Genomic DNA, 18543 nt, shown 5'->3' on the forward strand with positions numbered 1-18543 from the left:
TCTCGCAGACACGCGAAAAAAGGCCACCCAAGAAAACATTGCACCGCAAAGCTGCTTTCGTGGATAGGCTCGTTCCACCCAAACTAGCCTCCATGCGATGCCTGCCTACATTCTCCGAGCGGTCTCCCGTCTCTCTGGCGCCAGCAGCCTGATCGATGACCTGAACGCAGCCGTCCTCCCCGGACAGGCCCCCTTCGTCACACCGATCCTCGCGGACGATTTCTCCTCGGCCTGGCTGGCATTCGTCGCGGCGCACGGCAAGAGCTTCAACCCCTTCAGCATCTCCACCAGCGGCGAGCTCGAGTTGATGCTCGAAATCATCGCGGACGCGTCCGGCGGAAGCGGCCACGGTTGCCTGTTGTTCGGGGCCCCGAACACCGGCAAGGCCTACAGCGATGTCGAGCTGCTGCAGCTCTTCGAGCAGGGTCAGATCCGCTTCAGCTACACGGCCCACACGAGCCTGGCCGACGCGCTCACCGCTGCGACCGCCAACCAGCCCGACACGGTCTTCTTCGGAGGCGTGACCTCGGTGGAGATCCAGGCGGAATTGAACCTGCTGGAAGAGTTCTCCAACAAGCATTTCAACATTCACTGACCAGGAACAGATCACAATGTCACCCATCGTCGGAATTCCCGCCCAGCTCGTGGTCAACCACATGAAGGACCAGCTTATCGCCAAGTTCTATGGCGACGACAAGTCCACCGGAATCATCAAGTCCCTGGAGAACGCAAAGCTCGGCTCATTGACGCTTGGCGGCATCGCAAGCCTGGGCGCCGCCGCGGCGTTCGTCACCGGTGCCGCGATCCCAGCGATCGCCGCCCTCACGGCCGTGGCCTATAGCGGGCTGGCCGGTGGCATCGTGTCGAAACTCGCCAAGGACCATCAGGAAGGCAAGTTCTACCAGCTCAGGGATGGCCTTGCCGCAGGCAACATCCAGCCGCCAGTCGCGCCACTGCCGGCGGCGCGCGCGCTCCTTTCCAAGGGCTTGACGGCCGATGAGACCGATGCAGCGCGGTGGATGAGCAACCCCTACGTCTCGAAGGCCAACCTCGCGAAGGCGATCGCGCGCTTCAGCGATGACTTCAAGGAGCAGCACGGTCGCGTGCCCCAGGTCAACTGGCTCAAGGTCGGCATCGCCAACGGCGACAAGAAGCTCGTCGACTTCGAAGCCTACTTTGCGAACCGTCACCAGGTTCAAGACGCCCTCTCCTTCATCGCCGGCAAGGGCGGCGTCGCCGAAGACATCACTCGCCGGGTCGTGAAGGAGGAAGTCCAGATCAACCAGGCGGCCAAGCTCGAACGCCTCAACCCCGACAGCCTGCGCAGCCCCAGGGATGCCACCTGGTTCTCCTACCTGAAGGCGAAGGTCACCGGCTTGCTCTCGGAGCGCAGCGAGATTGACGCCGGCGTGGCAGAAGTTCGGAGCATGTCGGCCGCCCTCCGCGCCGCCGGCGGCGCCCAGGGCCCCTCGGACGAGGGCGTGAAGGCCGCATTCGCAACTGATGCCAGCGACTGGAAGAGCGATGCACCCTCGATGCTCGATCGCGTGGCCACGCGCCACGACCGCCTCCGTGAAGTCGCGCAGCCGCTGCGCGAGACTGCTTCGCTCTAGCCCCGCCCGAGGAATCGCATTCGCCTCATGCCCGCATACATTCTTCGCGCCGTCGAGCGCACGGCTTCCACCCGTCTGATCGATGATCTATACGCCGCCGTGTCTTCGGGGAAAGCCCCCTATAGCACTCCGGTCCTCGCCGACGACGCGGCCTCCGCTTTGGATGCCTTCGTGGCCGCACACGGAAAAGCGTTGAACCCCATCGCGATTCTGTCCAGCAACGAACTTGAAGCGATGCAAGACATGATCGCGGAGGCCTCCGGCGGCACCAAGCGAGGTTGCCTCCTGTTTGGCGTTCCCATTCGCGACAAGCGATACAGCCCCGACGAGCTGCCGAACCTCTTCTTGAGCGGGCAGGTTCGCTTTGCATACGCAGCGCTCGACGATCTTGAGCAGGCGCTGAGCGCTGCGGCTGCCCATGACCCCTCGACATCATTCTTCGGTGGCGCGTCCTCATCCGATCTCGACGCGGAGTTGCATCTGCTCGAGGAGCTGACCGTCCAGCAACTCCCCCGGCCCCGCTGACCCATCAACCAACCAAAGGACCATCGTCACCATGCAAGCCGTCGTCGGGACACCGACTCAAGCCATCCAAAAGCGCACCGACCTCGAAACCAGGTACTGGGGCGACGGGAACACCACAGGCGTTGTCCGAATGCTGGATCGAGCCACCCAGGCATCCATTCCTGTCGGCTTCGGCGCCGTCTTCGGCGGCATCGCTGCCAGCAGGATGCTCGGCGACAGCGCCCCGGCCGTCATGCTCCCGCTGCTCGCCGTCGGCGCCCTTGGGTTCGTGGCCATGAAGGTCGCACCCCTGGTCATGAAGGACGAGACCCACAACTTCCACCTGGACGTCGAAGCACTCAAGAAGGAATCGCCCGATGTCGACTCGAGCGCGGCTGTCCTGAACCTTGACGAGCGGGCAGCGGCCGAGTGGATGCGCCGCGGCTTCTTCCGCCAGCAAGGCTCCGCAGTGCAGTCGTTCGAGCAGGAATTTCAGGCCAGCGCGGGCCGCGATCCGCGGATCAACTGGCTCAAGGTCGCTACCGAGCTGGGCAACCGAAAGCTCGTCGACTTCGCCGCGGCGCGTGCCACCGGCGCCGAGCTCCAGGACGCTCTGACCTACATCGCCGCCAGGGGCAATGTGGCCACCGCCATCAGCGAGCGCGTGTCGAACGAAGGCGTCGACCGTATGCACCCGGACCGCGTGCAAGGGCCGGCCGATACCAACTGGCTCGACGAGATCAAGGAGAAGGTGACAGGCCTGTTCGCATCGGCGCGCGACGAGGGCGCGAAGTCGGCGTTCAGCGGCGCGACGAGTGCCTGGCGGTCCGATGCGTCGTCGATTCTGGGTCGGGTTGCCGATCGGCACAACGGCCGGCGCGAAAGCGAAGCCCAACGGGCCAGCTGACACTCCAGCGCCAGCCATGCGCGGCGCGGCCACCCGTGCCTTCTGCCGCCGTCCCGGGCCGACGGACTGCCCGATCAGCCACCGACGGCGGCCCTCAGGACAAATCCCGCCATTTGAGCGAAACTAGGGCCATGCCAACCCTCGCCCCCAAGCCGAAGTCCGCTGCCAAGTCGCGGGCAGGCGTGACTATCCGCCTTGCCTCGGACGGGCGCTTCGTCGTCGCTCAGAAGAAGGCCCCAGCGAAAGCGCGTTCAAAGGCGGCGACGCTCGGCGGAACGCTGAAGCCGATGAGCGTCAAGGACGCCACCCGCGCAGCCGAGAAGGCGGGCATCTTGACCCGCTCGGGTAATCTGTCGGCCAAGTACAAGAAGTGAGCGGCTCCGCCGGCCGCCTGGTTGTCGCTCACCATGGCTGCGACCGAAAAGTTCGGGACGCCCTCCTGGATGGCTCTCTCGACCTGAAGCCAAGCAGCAACCCCTACGATTGGCTCGGGCCAGGCATCTACTTCTTCGAGGATGACTGGAAACGGGCTCTATATTTCGCGCAGACAGCTGCAGCGAATCCAGAACGCAAGTACACGGCCAAACCGATCGAAAAGCCATCGGTTGTCGGGGTGATCCTTCGCGTGGAACGGTGGCTTGATATGGCAACGCAGGAAGGAATCGATGAGTTCCTGATTGCCCACCAAAGCCTCGTGAAGGTGATGCATGCTAAGGGCACGAAGATGCCCATCAACAAGCCCGCCTCGGACGATGACAAGGAGATGCTCCTGCGCAACCTGGATCGCGCCGTCTTCAAGTTGCTGCATGAAGGGCGAATGCAACAAGGACTTCCCATCTACCAGGCCGTGCGCGGCCCGTTTACCCAGGGGGATCCCGTTGTCGACACATCTGCCATCCGTCGTCACACGCACATCCAGCTGGCAGTCCCCCAGTCCGACTGCATCGTCGGGTACTTTCGAGTCAGAGAAGCGGAATAGCGGCCTCACGGCTCACTCCGACTAGGTCGCCTGGACGCTAAGTCCTACCCAGAGACCCTCACGAGCTTGAACTGCGGCTCCTGCTCGCCGCGCACCGAGGTTTGGATGGCCGCCACCTTGCCGGGAACGACCGCACTCAGCACTTCCTTGTCGATGCGCATCTTCCGCACGGTGCCGTCGAAGTAGAGCGAGTCCAGGCCCAGCAGGATCTTGGTGCCGCAGTTGGCCAGGAAGTCCTCGGAGAAGTGCGTCGGGCTCTGGCTCGCAGCGATAAGCGCAATGCCAAACTTGCGGGCCTCCTTCGCGAGGCGATCCATTACAGAGCTTTCTGAGAAAAACTGGTGTGCCTCGTCTACGACGATCACGTCTCGCATCTCTGCCGCGCCCTTCACGATGCCACGTTCTCGAGCATTCTCAAAAATCTCGGTGAGCCTGGTCCACACGAACATCTTCTGCTCTGTCGTAGACAAGGCAGTGAGGTTGTACCGCCACACCGGTGCGGCATCATCGAATGGCGGCTCTGCGCTGCGGTAGATGCCACTGGACTCGATGGTCTCGAGACGGTTCACGATCGACCGCATGGTGTCCAGAGTGTCGTAGCGGATCAGCGAGTCGAGCTCCTTGCCGGTCGCAATGCCGGCCACGTACTCGCTGAACGACTCGATCACGCCGTCGACACCGCGCTCCACTTCTTGCCGGGCTTCCTCGACGTCCTCGCCGTTGGCCAGGCCTGCGCCGAACTTGCGGGCCTTCGCTTGCCACGCGACCACCGCTTTGTTGTGGAGTTCAAGAAGGCGAGTGGACTTCGTTCCGCCTCCGGTGGTCAGGGTCCGCAGCCGGGTCTTGGCGAACGCGGCCGCTTCTGCGAGGGATGGATAGTGCTTGCCGAAGCGCTTCTGAGGGTACCGCTCGAGCGGGCCCTCGTGCCGATCTGTCCACCAGCAGCGCGCATCGCGATCGAACTGCAGCGTGAGGCCGGCGGCGCGCGCCGCGTCCTTCGCGCTGTCCTTCGAGTCGAACGGAATGTCCAAGTAGACGCGGCCTTCGCCGGCCGGCAGGTCGCCCGGCTCCTCGTGCCAGGTCGACGCATCGTCGGCGCGGAAGCCGTGCATGGCGTACAGGTCCTGCAGCAGGTTCCGCAGCGAGGCCACCTGCCGGTCGCCCATCGGCGTGCGGCTGGAGTCGTTCACCATCTCGATGAACGCCTGGATCCGCTTTCGCACGCCACCGTAGTGCGGGTTGGACGAGAGCTTCAGCGGATTGATGCCGTAGGGCGTCGACTCCGAGAAGATGACGGTGGAGCAGTCGTCCAGCTCGAGATCGCCGTGCACATCCATCAGATGCACGCGGACATTGCGCTGCGCGCGGGTGATCTGGCGAACGATGCGCCGCAGCGAGAACGTCTTGCCGCTGCCGGACTTGCCGGCCAAAAGCATGTGCCCGTTGACGGCGTCCGCCTCGGACCAGGCCACCGGCACCTGCTGCCCGCGCTGGAGCAACGGATCGTCGAAGCCGAAGATGATCCGCATGACGGCGGGCGAGGCGGCGGCATGCACAGCTTGCACCGGCTGAATCACGGAAGGCCGCGGCGCGAGCCCGGCATCGGAGACTGCGGAGATCGCCACTGGAACGCCGCCCTCAGAACTTCGAGGTGGGCCCGACGCCATGCTCGGGCGCCGCACAGTCGCTTCGGGCCGCATCAAGCATTGCAGCCAGGCGTCCACGCGTTTGGGGTACGGACAGGCCCTGATTCGGGTCTGAGAGAAGTAGTCGGGCGGCCACGCCGTCGTCGCTCGCGAAGAACTCCGCCCGGTCGTCGATAACAACGATCTCGTCCAGCGTCAGTTCCGCCACGTGGGCTTCGCGACGCGATTCGTTGATCCAATCGATTGATTGCCGGATGAACTCAGGCGCGGGCGCGCTCAGGTCCACGAAGTAGCCCGGCGGCTGGAGGACTCGATCACCAAGCTCGCCCAGCAGATGCGCCAACGTCGCCTGGTCGAACTTCCTGCGCCAGGTCGAGTGCACGAGGATCGCCACGTCGGGCCGGTCTGCCAGGACGTCGACCAGATGGTCCAGCCAAACGAGGCGGCCCTGGGCCTTCATCTGAACCGCAAGGAGGGGGCCGCTCGTGGGGCCGCTCGCGAGATGGATCGCATCGGAAGCCCGGTGGAGAACGCCGTCAAAGTCCAGGCAGAGAATCGTTTGGCAGTAAGACTGGAGCGGCGGCATGATCATCTTCTATTCGTTCGCAGAATTGTAGCTATACGGACGGATTATCTCGGAGCAGATCCGTATCGAACTGAATGTTTCAGCCGCTGGCGAAGCAGGCACACCATTGTTACGCTCATTGTTGCGCCGCGCAACAATGCTCGAAACAATCGCACGCAGACCAAGAGTGTTTTCGTAGCATGAGCCTTTCACGGACAAAACAAGGCCGCCGCGACATGCACATCGATCTGAAGCACATCACCGACCCGCACAAGCGGGAGCTGGCGTACCACATCGGCATGGCTGGCGCCAACGACGGCATCTCCATCGGCGAGCTGATGGACAAGTGCTCGATGGTCTAGGATGCGGATGTCGGCATTGAGCGCACCGCCGTATGGCGCCGCCTCAAGCAGTTGAGCCAGGAAGGCCTCGTGCAGCTGATCGACGCCGGCAGCCGCCGCAGCGCCTACTACATTCCCACAGATGTGCTGCGCCGGGCCGCGCTGCACAGGCACCTGTCCACCGATGCGCATGCGCGGCCCCGTGTCGCATACGACCACGGCCTGCTGGACAGCTACATCCCCAACGAGACCCACTACCTCCGCGGCGATGAACTGGCGGGTCTGCACGTCGCCTGCGCGCCTGGCACCTGGGAACGGGGTGCCCGGCAGGACCGTGAAATGCGTCGCTTCATGAGCGACCTCTCCTACGCTTCCAGCCGCCTAGAAGGCGTCGACTACGGGCACTTGGCCACGAAGAACTTCTTCGAAGAGGACTCACCCATCACCAACCTCGCCCCGCGCGATCGGAAGGTGCTGATGAACCACTTCCAGGCTGCGAAGTTCATCATCGAAGGCATCCACCACCCCACGCGCGAGGGCGACGTCGGGATTTCTGAACACGACATCCGAAGCGTCCATGCCATCTTGTCCAGCGGACTGCTGAAGAACCCGATGCGCCAGGGCGCCATGCGCGCGACAGCGGTGCGGATCGGGGACAGCAGCTACATCCCGCCCTCGATTCCCGCCGAGATCAAGCGGCTCTTCAGCCTGGTGGTCGAAAAGGCCGCCCAGATCAACGACCCCTACGAGCAGTCCCTGTTCCTGCTGGTCCACCTCCCCTATCTGCAGCCGTTCGACGACTGCAACAAGCGCGTCGGCCGGATCTGCACCAACATCCCGCTCCTGCGCAACGGGATCCTTCCGATCAGCTGGCTAGACGTGAACAAGGACGAGATGGAACTCGGACTCGCCGCGGTCTACGAGCAGCAGGATCCGCGCATCCTGGCCGAGGTCTTCGTGCAGGCCTGTCACCGGTCGTTCGAGGGCTTCTCGATCACCCAGATCGAGCGCGATCCGGACGAGATCGACCTGCGCTACGACAACGAGCTGCGCCAGGCCGTGCGCCGCAGGGTCCTCGAGGGCGGTGAGGTGAACGTTCCGTCGAGCGTCGACCTGGTCGATTCTGCCGAGTTCATGGACCGGGTCACGCAGATCGTTGGCGCCTGCATCGACAACCCGTTCGTCGGGGCTCCGTATGGGCTTCGGTTGCCGGACATTGAGCGGTTCGCGCAGCGTCAGGACTCAGCCGGCGAACGGCCGGGCATGAGCCCGCGAGAAGCCGCCTGAACGTTCGGAAGCCTCGCCGACCAGGCCAACGTCCTCAAGCAGGTTGGACGGGCCCGATTCCAGTGTCCCGTCGAACGATCGCACCTACGGCAAACACCGCCAAGACCCAGAGCAGCCCTGCCAGCTTCGCTACAAACAGGAACGCCACCACCCAGGCCAGCCAGGACGAGCTAGTGGCGAGAATCAACGTGAAGACGTTTTCGAAGAAGTCGGACCCAAGCACCAGCCAGAGCGCGAGGTGAACTTTGCGAGTGGCGAAGGGAAGCGCCCGGCCAACGTCGATCGCGCGCGCACAGAGACGACGAAGGGACCATGCGAGCGGGTATGGCAGCCAGGCCCAGTATGCGAAGAGGAATACAGTGTCCGAGAACATCGCGTTGTTGATGCCAGCATCCGTGCAAGCAATGTTCAGCTCGCCCCGGAACGGTGCGAGCAACTGGAACGCAAACGGAATGGAGGCGACCCATTCCGGACTCTTGCCGACGTCACAGGCCGCCTTGCCAAAGTAGGAAGTCACGAGGTAGAGCACCGCGGCAGCGTAAAATAGGAGAACGCCTGCATGTGTGGTGACAAACTTCTTCGTGGTGCGTTTGGCCGGCGTCGCAGCTGCAACCGGAAGAGCCGATCGATCAATCGGCGCCTCCACCGTTTTCCGCTCCCGCGTGTTCAACCCTGTGAGCAGCCAGTACGGGCTATCGAGGACCTGATCGTGCATCGGCTGCTTCGGCTCCCCGACAACCTCCTGGTGCGAGGCGAACTCCAGTCCGCACGCTTCCGCCTCCTCGACCATCCACTTCAGAGTGATGTTCGACAGCCCATCTTCGGCGTACGAGCCACCGATGTCGCTGTGGACCCCTCTAAACCAGCGTTGCTTGAAGGAACGGAAGGTCTCTTCTTCCTTCGTGAAGGTCGGCGGGGTGTACTCGCGCGGCCTGTATTTGTCCCGCGTCTCATGCAGCGAGAGTGCGTGGCGCACATGGACGAATCGTTTGTGCTCGAGTTCGGATGAATTGGTGATAGCGACGCCGCCCGTCAGCCCAATCGTCTCGACGGTATCCCAGACGCCGGTGAAGTGAATCAGTGGCGCCCGTCCCAGCGAGAACTGCTCCATGACATCTGCCGCGAAGTTGCTCCGATCTGTGGTCGAGTCGGCGAAGTAGGTCCGAACGAGCGTGCGCACGATCGACAACCCAGACGGATAGACGAGGCCATACATGTTGACCATGCCGCCGACGGCGCGCGCTGTGAAGGCGCCCCTGGAGAAGCCGAACAACCAGATCCGGTCGCCGGGCTGGTACTCACGGCAGAGGAACTCATACCCTTCGGCGACGTTCTCGAAGGCGCCCTGCCCAAGTGCCAGCCCCTGCAGCAGCTGCCACTTGTTCCTGGAACGCGCCGCGACCCCGGCCGGCGGGAAGTTGTTGTTGGTCCCGACACCTGGGTCGTAGAACGCGATCTGCTCGACTGCGGCCTTGTAGGGCATGCGCTTCTTGAGCAAGCGAAGCATCTTGACGACGTTCGTGTCCTCATCGGTACCGAGCAGATTCCCTGTTCCGTCAAAAAAGAGGACCAGGTTCCGTCCCGGCTGCCGTGTCCATTCGGCTTCGGCCTGCATGCACTGCTTGAGAGTGTCCGCCCGGCGCGACTGACGAAGCGCACCTCGATCCTCGTTTTGCGTCATCTGAGAGCCCCTCTTCGGTTTTTTCTTGCGAGCCGGTTGACGGGTTACCGTTGTCAGCGCGGCGGCGCCGAGCATCGCATCCGGAGGACTTGCTGACAAGCCTCGCTCTCCCGAAACTGCGGAGGGATCTCCTCTCCTCAAGGGAGTCAGACGCGGGGGTATCTCGCCGGCCGATATTTTCGGTTGATCCATGCGTTCTCCAAAATCCAAGGACGGCGCCTAACCTCCGCCATGCGGGGGATGCAAGCCGCAATCGCCGTCCGTAGACTTGAACTCCTGGGAGAGGCTCTCCGCAGTTCGGAAGAGATGAAGTCACGGCAATCGCACTCTGCCGCTTGGCCATTTCTTTTCATCGGTGCTGGCTCAGCCTCTGGCCGAGCCCAAGTGGCCGTTGGCCACACTCGGGTCGCCACTTGTTCGCTGGAACTCACCAGCCGAGGCCCCTCCCAGCCCAGGCTTTCCTGGCCGGGACAGATGCTGCAAAAAGGAGATGCCATGGCAACCGGGCCAAACGTTGCGACGATGTTCCATCAACAAACAAGCTCCGGCCAAATCGATGCAGCGTGCATTGCAGCTGACGATGTCTTTCATGAGTTCATGCACGAGCACCAAATCTGCGCCGCCGCTCTGGCTGTCATGAAAGGCGCAACTGTTCTGGTTCACCGCGGCTACACCCATTCGACACCAGGTTATCCAGCCACGCAGCCAGACAGCAAGTTCCGTCTGGCGAGCGTTTCGAAGATGTTGACCTGCGCAGCTCTGACGCGCCTTGTGGCAATGGGACGTCTGACCTGGGAGACCCCCGCGTTTCCCTTTTTGAACGAGGGCCTGCCCCCGCTCGGCCCGCCGGCCGATGTGGGGATGGACACGATCACGGTGGGGGAGTTGCTCGACCACAAGGCGTTCCTCCAGCACGGTATAGACAACCGGGCGGTTGGCATAACGCTGAACATCAATCACGCGCCGACTTTGCGCAACCTGGTCGAGTACACCTACCGCGACCAAAGATTGCCCCGCTTCCTTGATCCAGGCGCGGGGTTCCAGATTCCAAGGGAGCACTACAGCAACCTCGGGTACGCGGTGCTCACCGCGGTCGTTGAGAAGGCAGCGCGAGAGGACTTTGTCTCGTTCCTTCACCGAGAGGTGACGAGCGAAGTCTGGCAGGGACGAACGTTGAAAAGTGGCGCACTTCCCGGCGAAGTCTCCTACGACGATCCTCACACGGGCCTGACGCAACTCATCCCTGGCGGCGATCAGATGCTGCCAATGGCGTACGGCGGCGGCTTCATTCTTGAAAACTCCGCCGGCGCCGGTGGCCTTGTTTCGACAGCACTGGCCATCGCACGGCTCGGGACACGGTTTGCGGTCTGGGGCCGCGGGGGGCGTTCCCCGGGCACGTCACGCTCGGGCGACTTCAGTGGAACCTGGGCGTGGGCGCAATCCCTCGCGAACATTGACATAGCGTTCATGTTCAATCGCTCGGTCGAGTCCCGCGACGAAAAGGAAGCCTTCGTTAGGCGCCTGATCGCAACTCTCCCATTAGCCTAGCTGGATAAAGCGCCGTCCATCGCCATCAAACCGGTCAACAAGAGGGCCGCTCGCTCGACTCTTCCGAGGTCACGACGAAGAGAGGAAGCTCTTCAATCTCGCCGGCGATCAGCCGCTTGTAGAAGATGCCTGCATAGGTCATCGAACCCACGCACTTGTTCACCTCCTCGACGGGGAAGCGGCCGGTGACAACGACCAGGTTGTCCGCCCATTCCGCGCAACCGCCTTCGCGCAACTTCTTGCTGGTGTCTCCGCGTGCCAGACGGCCACCAGTTCGGGTACGCCATGCTTGTGCAAGGTCCCCTCGACGGTATCGATCGCCAGGGAGACCTCGTCCAGCACGCGGCCCACCGGCTCCAAGTCGCCCCCCATGGGCGGCTTGGCATGCAGCACGTACTGGCCGCAGTTGAGCCGGTACTCCACGCTCAACCCCTCGGAGCGTCCGCCTGACGCGGGGCCTCGGCGATTGCTGCCTCGACCGCTTCGAACGCGGCCTGCGGGCCACGCCGGGCGACAAGGTACTGGACCTGGGTGTCGACACCCTCATCGTTGACGTCGAACGCTGTCATCGCGATCAGATCCAGGTCCTCCTCCCGTGACTGCGTCGGCGCGGCGAATTCAGCGGCGGCGTGAACGGCCCCATCCAGCGCGCCGTCCACCAGCTGAGCGTCCCTCATCATTGCGTTCAGGAAGCCCACGATCTCGTCGTTGTTGATGTACTGCCAGGATTGAACGTATGCACCTTGGGGCGGCAGATCTGGATCGTCTTGCGATACGTTCACCTGGGCGTTCTCGTCGACCTCGAGCGCACCTTCCCGCTGCCCCGCCCGCGCGTACTCGCGGAACACGTTGCGGTCGCTGATGGGCACCGGCCGCGCGATGGAGATGAATCCTGTCTCCGACGCTTTCTTCAGCGCGAACGCTTCAATGTCCTCGACATAGCTGAAGGCGGGCTCCTTGCCGTCGGCCAAGCGGCGTGAGAAGTCTTGCTGAAACTCGCCCGCCCATTTCGCATACAGATCGTAGCGGTCGCGTGAGTCGCCAGGCGGGGCCAATTCGGCACGTGCGACGCTCTCCGCGATGTCGATGAGAGGCTCCACGAGAACGGCAGGAATGGTCTTCTCGTTCGACACCGCGGCGACACCCTTGGCAAAGGCTTTTTGGACGACCTTGCGCCATTCATTCAGCGAAGGGTTCGGGCCGGACAGCGACTTCAGGAGTTCGTCGCACTCGGCGATGGAGAGTTCGATTGCTTGGACGGTCATGGATGTTCCTCGTGTTTTCGGTGGTTTTTGCTGGAGAGCCGCGGCGGGCGGGCCGCGGCGGGGGTTCAGGCCACTGCGCGCTCGGCGCTCGGCGCATCGTTCGCAGCCGGCCCTTCGGCCTCGGCAAGTTGCTCGACCTGCGCAGGTTGGGGATCGACAGGCGCGCCCTCCGCAGCGGCTGCGATCTGCTGGCGAACCTGGGCGCGGCGCTGAGCGGTCTCTTCGCGGATCTGTGCGAAGTACTCGCGCCCAACTTCCTTCGCGAGGGCACGCTGCTGCATGCCCTTGGCGTAGATCTCCAGGCCGGTGCCGTGCACCAGGAGGCTCAGCGCGCGGTCGAGCATTGCCGGCTTGGTCGGGTCGAAGCCGAGCTTCACGGCGACGTAGCCTTGCGGGATGCCGGTCGAAGAGCCTGCGGTTGCCTCGTCGCCCAGGGCGACGCGGCCGTTCAGACCAGCTGCAGCACGCCCGGTACCGAGGCGGCCGTTGCGCGACAGCACGCCCAGGGTGACGTTCAGCGGGTCGCGCGCTGCCGTAGCACGCTCGCCGAGAGCATCCTTGCGCATCTTCACCTGCTCGCCGCGCATCAGGCGCAACGCGCGGCGCGCGTCCTTGGCCTTGGTCAGCAGAATCAGGCCCTTGTCGTTGATCATGATCCCGTAGGGCTTGTTCGACGACAGGAACTCGGTCTCCAGCTGCAGGCCGTTCACGCCTTGGGCTTCCACCAGCCTCTTCACGAACGGCTTGATCTGGCCGCCCCAGACACGCATCGGCATGAACTGGGCGCCCACATGGCTCATGATTGCCGGAAGGAGCACACCGCGCTGGCGCATGCCCTTGTCGTCCGTGTAGATGATCGATCGGCCGACACGCGACTTCACCGACCAGTCGTAGGCCATATACATGTTGCCGCCCAGCACGTAGCCGGAGCGACGGTGCTGGCCGACGGGCGCCAGGTCGAACTCGTCGCGAGTCCAGGTGATGCGCGGGTTGGCTTCACCGAGCACATTCGCGAAGCGCCAGCCCTGCTCATTGCCTCGTGCATACTTCACTGGACGCAGGCGCGAGTAAGCGTTGGTCATCAGCGTACCGGCTACCTCACCCTTCTTCACGTCGCCGCGAACCTCGGACAGCAGTGCCCGTAGCGAATACTCCACGGGCCGCTCTTCGCCCGGGAACACGACTGCAATCTTCCACTTGTGCGGCAAGATCAGCTCGCGCACTTCCGTCGGCAGCTTCATGTTCACGATCACGCCGGTCTTGGCCTGCTGGTAGACGACGCCGTTGCCGTCGACCTTCGCGTCTTCCTGGAAGATCGCGCCCGGCACCAGGCCGTCAACGTGGTTCCTCAGCCATTCGGCCCGCAGGTGCGCGCGCTGTGCGGGCGGGTTCGAGTCGACAGCCTCATTGGTGTCGGTCAAACCCGCGGCCACGGCGGCCATCTTGACGATGGCCTGCATGCCGGAGTTCAGCTTCGCCACCACATCCGGCTTCCACGACGCCAGGCCGTTCTCGCCCAGCTGGAAGTGCCCACCATCCGCAGCGAGCATCTCGCCGCTGACGGTTGCGGCCGCGACGCAGGCGGTCCAGGACATGGGCTTCAGGTCGACGTTGTAGGAGATCTTCTTGATGTAGACCGGGCGATCGAAAGCGGACAGCAGATCGTCCTGCTCCGACGAGGCGCCATCGGGTTGGCCGCCGGCGGCGAGCGCGCTGACATCCATCGTGGTGTTGCCGGTCGGGGCTGGTGCTGCTTCCGTGGCGGGCGCATCGGTCTCCGCCGTCGTCAGAGCGTCATTGATCAGCGCTTCCACCATGTTCCCGCGCTCGCCCGAGGTGTCGCCGAAGAAGACGCCCGAGAACTCCTCTTTCGCGCGCCAGTCGAACTCGCGGGTCTTGAGCGGGTTCGTGCCCAGGAGCTCGTGCCGGTTGAAGCTCTCGTCGAAGCGGTTGAACAGCTGGTCGTAGACCTGGCGCTGCTCGGCCACCTTCAGTAGCGGCAGCCGCATCAGGAACATGTTCACCGCGGCGACGCCCGTGATCTCCAGGAAGTTCTCCGGCAGCGCCAGCTTCTTGGACACGAGCGGCTCGTCCTGCACGTAGCTGCGAACAGCTTCCAGGCCGATCGAGTTGAACAGGTCGGGCACGTCCTTGATGAGCATCGCGTTCTCGCGGCTCGAGCGGACGTTCGCGCTCATCTTCTCCAGCTTGCGGTTCTGCATCATCACGTAGCGCAGTTCGCCGTAGATGCCGGTCGTGCAGGTCTCCACCAGCGGGAAGGTCACCTGGTCGTAGCGGTTCACGCGGCCGATCAGCTGGATGCGGTCGGTCACGTTCTCCGGGATCTGATGCTCCAGCAGCACGCGACGCGAATGGTCCAGGAACTGCGGCGACGCGTGCATCGACGCGCCGGTGGCGGCCGAGCGGTTGATCAGCAGCGCCTGGATCTCGCCGTTGTTGAAGGCACGCTTGACGGCGTTGACCGCGCGCTTGCTGCGCAGGCGCGGTGTGACCTTCCACATGGGCGGCGCGCCGACCATCCCGTCGGTGGTCGGGATGGTCGCGGTCGAAGTCGGGGCCTGACCGTCCGCAGGAGCGGCGGTCAGGGCGGGCATCCGCTCCAGGGAGAACGAACGACCCGTGATCTCGCCCACGGTGATGCCCGCGTCGCGCAGCTTCTGCTCGATCACGTCGAAGGCCGAAACCGGCAGTTCCGGGATCGCGTTGATCAGGCGCTCCAGCTCGGCGACGCCGTCCTGGAAGTGCTGGCGGTCTGCGTCCGTCATGCCAGGCAGGTCCAGGATCGAGACGGTGCGGCGGCTCGAAATGACCTTCTTGCCGCGCTTGCCAGCCTCGCCACCTTCGCCAGGCGCGGTGCCCGCAGGCGCCGCGGCGGCGAGAGCTTCGTCCAGGCTGACGGCGTCTTCCTCTGCCGCGGCTTGCTCGCCCTCGGTCTGACGCTGCAGGGCCCGCAGGATCCGGGCTTCGCGCTGAGCGGCGGCCATTTCGGGGGTCAGGGCGGGTTCGGCTCCCTCCTCGCCCTCCTCGCGCTCCGCATTCAGCTCCGCTGCGGCGCGGGCGGCGGCGTCGGCGAGGGCCGGCGCTTCCTCCGGTTCATCGGGCACATCCTCCTCGGTGATCTCGCGCTGCACGACCGTCGTCAGGCGGGGCATCAGCACGGCGCGCACGGCATCGCGGATGGTCGGCATCTTGATCGCAGAAGGCAGCCCGCCGGTGGTGCGCGGCGTGCCGTTGGCCTCGGCCTGGGCGTCCGCCTCGAGCATGAGCATGCGGGTCAGCGCCTCGTTCGTCGCCTCCGAAACGATGACCGGCTTCATGCCTGCGCGGATGTGCTCGATGGCACGGTCAGCGACCTGGTCGGCGTTGAGCGCGCCCTGCACGGCCTTCATGACCTGGTAGAGCACCGAGCCCGTGCCGAAGCTCGAGCTCATGATGTTGGCGCGCGCCACCGGCGTCTCGGCGGCGGCGTTGGTCTGATCGACCATCGCGGCACGAGCTTCCTTCGCCTTGCGAAGCACGCTCACCGCCACGCGGTTGCCGCGCATGAAGATCTGCGACATGTCGCCGGCTAGGTAAGTGGCGGCACCCAGCGCCTCGGCCACGGCGTCGCTCACGCGCTCGTTGTGGGCGCGTCGCTCCTCGACCGTGTAGACGCTCACGTCCAGCTTGGAGAGGTCGTGCTCGCGGCGGATGAGCGCGCCTTCGGAGGCCAGCATCGAGCTGAGCACTTCCGAGAACGACTCGCCACCCTTCTTGATCGCGGCGGCCAGGGAGGCCACGTTCACGCTGTCCGGCAGCGCGCGCTGGTAGATGTGCAGGTTGTCTTCCGTCTTGCTCCAGGTCGCCGAGGCGTACTGCACGCCCTTGGCGAGCCGCGACATCTCGGCGATGTGGCTGGCGATCTGGCTGTCGGAGCCCGCGGCCACATGGGCCTCGTCGAAGATGATGAGCGCGTTGCCGAGTTGGTTCTTCACCCACTGGGCCTTGTCGCTCTCGGCGCCGGCGATCTGCGAGTAGGTCAGGAAGCAAGTGTTGAGGCCCGCGTCTTCGAGCTTCATGCCGCCGTCAACCATTGCCTTCGTGCGCGCAGAAGCGAAGCCTTGGGCCAGCACCACCGGCGGCTCGCCGGGCCCCGGCTCCCAGGTGATCTCGCCGTCGGTGTTCATGACCATCGGGCGGACACGGTCCCATTCGCCGATCGCCTTCAGGTCGCGCGCCAGGTCGGAGAACAGGTTCGCCTTGTCCGTGACGAAGAAGACGGGTTGATTGCGGCGTAGCGCCCAGGCCATCATGGCGGCCAGCTGGCGGCCCTTGCCGATCCCGGTCTCGTCGGCCAGGATGCTGGCGTAGCCTTCGAGCTGGCGCACGACCATCATGGAGATGCCGTCCACCTGCTCTGGCGACAGGCGCTTGGCCAGGGCGTTCTCGCCCCAGCCGAGCTCGCGCGAGACGAGCTCGTCGATCAGGCCGTAGAGCGACTCGATCCGGGTCATCGTCGCCTGCAGGGGAGCCTGCATGTTCGACGGCACCATCGTCCGAGCCTCGCCGACACGGGAGAAGGCGATGTACGGGCGTTGGACGCGGCCTTCGAGCGCGGCACGCTCGACATCGACACCTTGAGCCTGGGCGTCCAGGACCTCGGCATGGGCCATCGCCTCGTCGACCGTGGTCTTCAGGTCATCCCACGAGGAGATGACCGGTAGGGTCGTGATCGGGGTCGGCAGGTCCACGCGGCGGTTGACCACCGACACGATGCGCAGGCCCGGGTTGTTGTCGGGCACGCCGGCCTTGCGCGACAGGATCGGTGCGGTCTCGAAGGCGCTCTGGATCTGGTAGCGCTCGTTGACCATCTGCAGGAAGTTGCGCGAGGCGACCGAGAGTTCGCCCGGCACCGCGTCGGCAGCCAGGACGATCACGGCGCGGCCGCCTTCCTTGAGGGAGCGCAGCGAGTTGATCGCCAGCATGTAGTCCGTGCGGCGGCCATCGGCGCCCAGCACCGGGTCCGCGTTGATGAACATCGCGTCGGCGCCGACTTCACGGCCAGGCGAGAACTCGCCGTCTTGCCATTTAGTGCTGGCGCGCAGGTTGACGACGCTCGAGAGCGCCGACATGTCCTTCGTGCCGCGGTAGGCCCGCACGTTGGTGCCTTCGGGCAGGAACGCGAAGCTCGCGCCGTCGAAAGCGTTCGGGACGACGACCGTGAGGCCCTCGGTGTCGCCCAGCAGGCGCTGGCTGGCCACCGAGATCGGGGTCGGCATGGTGCCGGTACCGCGCAGGCGGCCGCGGTACGGGGGAAGCATGTCCGTCAGGCGTGCGGACTCGCCGTAGGCGTCCTGGGCCACCTCGAAGCCGTCGCGCAGGTAGCGCAGGAGCGCCGTTTCGATCGCGGCATGCACTTCGTCGTGCTGCTCGGTCGTGAACGTCGACGGCTCGTCCGAGCTGGCCGTGCCGTGCAGGGCCTGCAGGAAGCGGTCCATGTCCTCGGTGTGCTGGACTTCGCCGAGCACCATCGAGCGCACGAAGCCATCGGCGCACTGCACCATGGAGAGCGTGCGGAATTCCTCGGTCGCGTCCTTGGGCAGGCGCAGGAAGACGTGCGGCTGGCTCGACTCGGACTCGTCGACACGCAGCTCGGTGCCCTGTCCCGTCACCTTGATGACATAGCGCGAACCGGCGGCTTCGAACACACGTTCGCCGTCGGAGTTGCGGCCCAGGAGAATCGCGTTGTTGATGTCGATGGCAGCGGCGCGCTCTTCCTTGCTTGCCGGACGCTCGTCCGGCTTGCGCGCGGTCTGCAGGTTGAGCATGTAGCTCTCCGGCGTCATCTCGCGCACGGCCGCGTTCGGGAACACGGGGCGGAAGTCGGAGGGCTTCGGACGCTCGCCGGCCTTCACGCGGCGAACCAGGTACTTGCGTGCACCGCCCGGATGGAAGCCGAGCTGGCTGATTGCCTTGCTCCAGGCGGGGTTGAGGTAGGACAGGCCCGTGACGAACAGGTGCAGATGGGGATCGCCACCCACCTCGATCGTTGCAATCTTCAGACGCGCACCAGACGCATCGTTCAGGTCAATCCACTTTGGCATCGCGCCCTACTCTCAGAAAAAAGTGCGCACCCTCTGGGCGGCCCGGGAATCGGGGCCCAGGGGTGCGGCTGGTTCAGGGATCAATCAAGGAGAAACTGGATTC

15 protein-coding genes are annotated in these 18543 nt (G+C 64.5%); 9 read left to right on the plus strand and 6 right to left on the minus strand.

Features of this window, described 5'->3' with window-relative positions; translation table 11 throughout:
• Positions 1-97: 97 nt before the first annotated feature.
• The 6 genes from QZH52_RS29325 to QZH52_RS29350 all read left to right on the plus strand — a co-directional run bounded on the left by QZH52_RS29325 (position 98) and on the right by QZH52_RS29350 (position 4003).
• The gene (locus tag QZH52_RS29325; RefSeq protein ID WP_301814428.1) at positions 98-595 is read left to right on the plus strand and encodes a hypothetical protein; all 498 of its coding nucleotides are present in this window, start codon (positions 98-100) and stop codon (positions 593-595) included.
• 16 nt (positions 596-611) lie between these two features.
• Positions 612-1613 (plus strand): hypothetical protein, encoded by a 1002-nt coding sequence (locus QZH52_RS29330; protein WP_301814429.1) that lies wholly within the window; start codon positions 612-614, stop codon positions 1611-1613.
• Positions 1614-1640: 27 nt separating this feature from the next.
• Entirely contained in the window at positions 1641-2138 is a 498-nt protein-coding gene (locus QZH52_RS29335; RefSeq protein ID WP_301814430.1) for a hypothetical protein, read from the plus strand.
• Between the two features lie 31 nt (positions 2139-2169).
• Positions 2170-3024: a hypothetical protein gene (locus QZH52_RS29340; RefSeq protein ID WP_301814432.1), complete on the plus strand. Its 855-nt coding sequence runs from the start codon at positions 2170-2172 to the stop codon at positions 3022-3024.
• A 131-nt stretch (positions 3025-3155) separates the two neighbouring features.
• Entirely contained in the window at positions 3156-3398 is a 243-nt protein-coding gene (locus tag QZH52_RS29345; RefSeq protein WP_301814433.1) for a hypothetical protein, read from the plus strand.
• Positions 3395-4003: a hypothetical protein gene (locus QZH52_RS29350; protein WP_301814434.1), complete on the plus strand. Its 609-nt coding sequence runs from the start codon at positions 3395-3397 to the stop codon at positions 4001-4003. The genes QZH52_RS29345 and QZH52_RS29350 overlap by 4 nt, the downstream gene beginning before the upstream one ends.
• Before the next feature lie 44 nt (positions 4004-4047).
• On the opposite strand, the gene QZH52_RS29355 is transcribed toward QZH52_RS29350, so the two are convergent.
• Together QZH52_RS29355 and QZH52_RS29360 are read right to left on the minus strand one after the other, a co-directional pair.
• On the minus strand, positions 4048-5628 hold the full coding sequence (locus QZH52_RS29355) for an ATP-binding protein (protein ID WP_301814436.1): 1581 nt from the start codon (positions 5626-5628) through the stop codon (positions 4048-4050).
• A 13-nt stretch (positions 5629-5641) separates the two neighbouring features.
• Positions 5642-6241, minus strand: a complete 600-nt coding sequence (locus QZH52_RS29360; RefSeq protein ID WP_301814437.1) for an HAD domain-containing protein — start codon at positions 6239-6241, stop codon at positions 5642-5644.
• Positions 6242-6450: 209 nt separating this feature from the next.
• Between QZH52_RS29360 and QZH52_RS29365 the strand changes: the two genes are divergently transcribed.
• Positions 6451-6576, plus strand: a complete 126-nt coding sequence (locus QZH52_RS29365; RefSeq protein ID WP_301814439.1) for a hypothetical protein — start codon at positions 6451-6453, stop codon at positions 6574-6576.
• A gap of 69 nt (positions 6577-6645) precedes the next feature.
• Positions 6646-7842 carry a Fic family protein gene (locus QZH52_RS29370; protein ID WP_301814440.1) on the plus strand — a complete coding sequence of 399 codons (1197 nt, stop codon included), beginning with the start codon at positions 6646-6648 and terminating at the stop codon, positions 7840-7842.
• 34 nt (positions 7843-7876) lie between these two features.
• On the opposite strand, the gene QZH52_RS29375 is transcribed toward QZH52_RS29370, so the two are convergent.
• A complete protein-coding gene (locus QZH52_RS29375; protein ID WP_301814442.1) occupies positions 7877-9598 on the minus strand; it encodes a T6SS phospholipase effector Tle1-like catalytic domain-containing protein in 1722 nt (573 codons plus the stop codon).
• A gap of 420 nt (positions 9599-10018) precedes the next feature.
• On the opposite strand from QZH52_RS29375, the gene QZH52_RS29380 reads away from it, so the two are divergent.
• Complete coding sequence (locus tag QZH52_RS29380) at positions 10019-11071, plus strand: serine hydrolase domain-containing protein (protein WP_301814443.1); 1053 nt, start codon at positions 10019-10021, stop codon at positions 11069-11071.
• Positions 11072-11105: 34 nt separating this feature from the next.
• Here QZH52_RS29380 and QZH52_RS29385 read toward each other — a convergent pair whose 3' ends face one another.
• The 3 genes from QZH52_RS29385 to QZH52_RS29395 form a co-directional block, all read right to left on the minus strand.
• Positions 11106-11306, minus strand: coding sequence for a hypothetical protein (locus tag QZH52_RS29385; RefSeq protein WP_301814445.1), 201 nt, complete (start codon positions 11304-11306; stop codon positions 11106-11108).
• A gap of 190 nt (positions 11307-11496) precedes the next feature.
• The gene (locus tag QZH52_RS29390) at positions 11497-12336 is read right to left on the minus strand and encodes a hypothetical protein (RefSeq protein ID WP_301814448.1); all 840 of its coding nucleotides are present in this window, start codon (positions 12334-12336) and stop codon (positions 11497-11499) included.
• Positions 12337-12401: 65 nt separating this feature from the next.
• Positions 12402-18440, minus strand: a complete 6039-nt coding sequence (locus QZH52_RS29395; RefSeq protein ID WP_301814450.1) for a strawberry notch C-terminal domain-containing protein — start codon at positions 18438-18440, stop codon at positions 12402-12404.
• Between the last annotated feature and the right edge of the window lie 103 nt (positions 18441-18543).

The organism is Variovorax ginsengisoli (genome assembly GCF_030486595.1).
In the GTDB taxonomy this organism is placed as follows: Bacteria; Pseudomonadota; Gammaproteobacteria; order Burkholderiales; family Burkholderiaceae_C; genus Variovorax; species Variovorax ginsengisoli_B.

Coding starts and splice junctions, on each gene's coding strand:
- QZH52_RS29325 (WP_301814428.1), top strand. CDS start 98: ATGCCTGCCTACATTCTCCGAGCGGTCTCCCGTCTCTCTGGCGCCAGC.
- QZH52_RS29330 (WP_301814429.1), top strand. CDS start 612: ATGTCACCCATCGTCGGAATTCCCGCCCAGCTCGTGGTCAACCACATG.
- QZH52_RS29335 (WP_301814430.1), top strand. CDS start 1,641: ATGCCCGCATACATTCTTCGCGCCGTCGAGCGCACGGCTTCCACCCGT.
- QZH52_RS29340 (WP_301814432.1), top strand. CDS start 2,170: ATGCAAGCCGTCGTCGGGACACCGACTCAAGCCATCCAAAAGCGCACC.
- QZH52_RS29345 (WP_301814433.1), top strand. CDS start 3,156: ATGCCAACCCTCGCCCCCAAGCCGAAGTCCGCTGCCAAGTCGCGGGCA.
- QZH52_RS29360 (WP_301814437.1), bottom strand. CDS start 6,241: ATGATCATGCCGCCGCTCCAGTCTTACTGCCAAACGATTCTCTGCCTG.
- QZH52_RS29365 (WP_301814439.1), top strand. CDS start 6,451: ATGCACATCGATCTGAAGCACATCACCGACCCGCACAAGCGGGAGCTG.
- QZH52_RS29375 (WP_301814442.1), bottom strand. CDS start 9,598: ATGCTCGGCGCCGCCGCGCTGACAACGGTAACCCGTCAACCGGCTCGC.
- QZH52_RS29380 (WP_301814443.1), top strand. CDS start 10,019: ATGGCAACCGGGCCAAACGTTGCGACGATGTTCCATCAACAAACAAGC.
- QZH52_RS29390 (WP_301814448.1), bottom strand. CDS start 12,336: ATGACCGTCCAAGCAATCGAACTCTCCATCGCCGAGTGCGACGAACTC.
- QZH52_RS29395 (WP_301814450.1), bottom strand. CDS start 18,440: ATGCCAAAGTGGATTGACCTGAACGATGCGTCTGGTGCGCGTCTGAAG.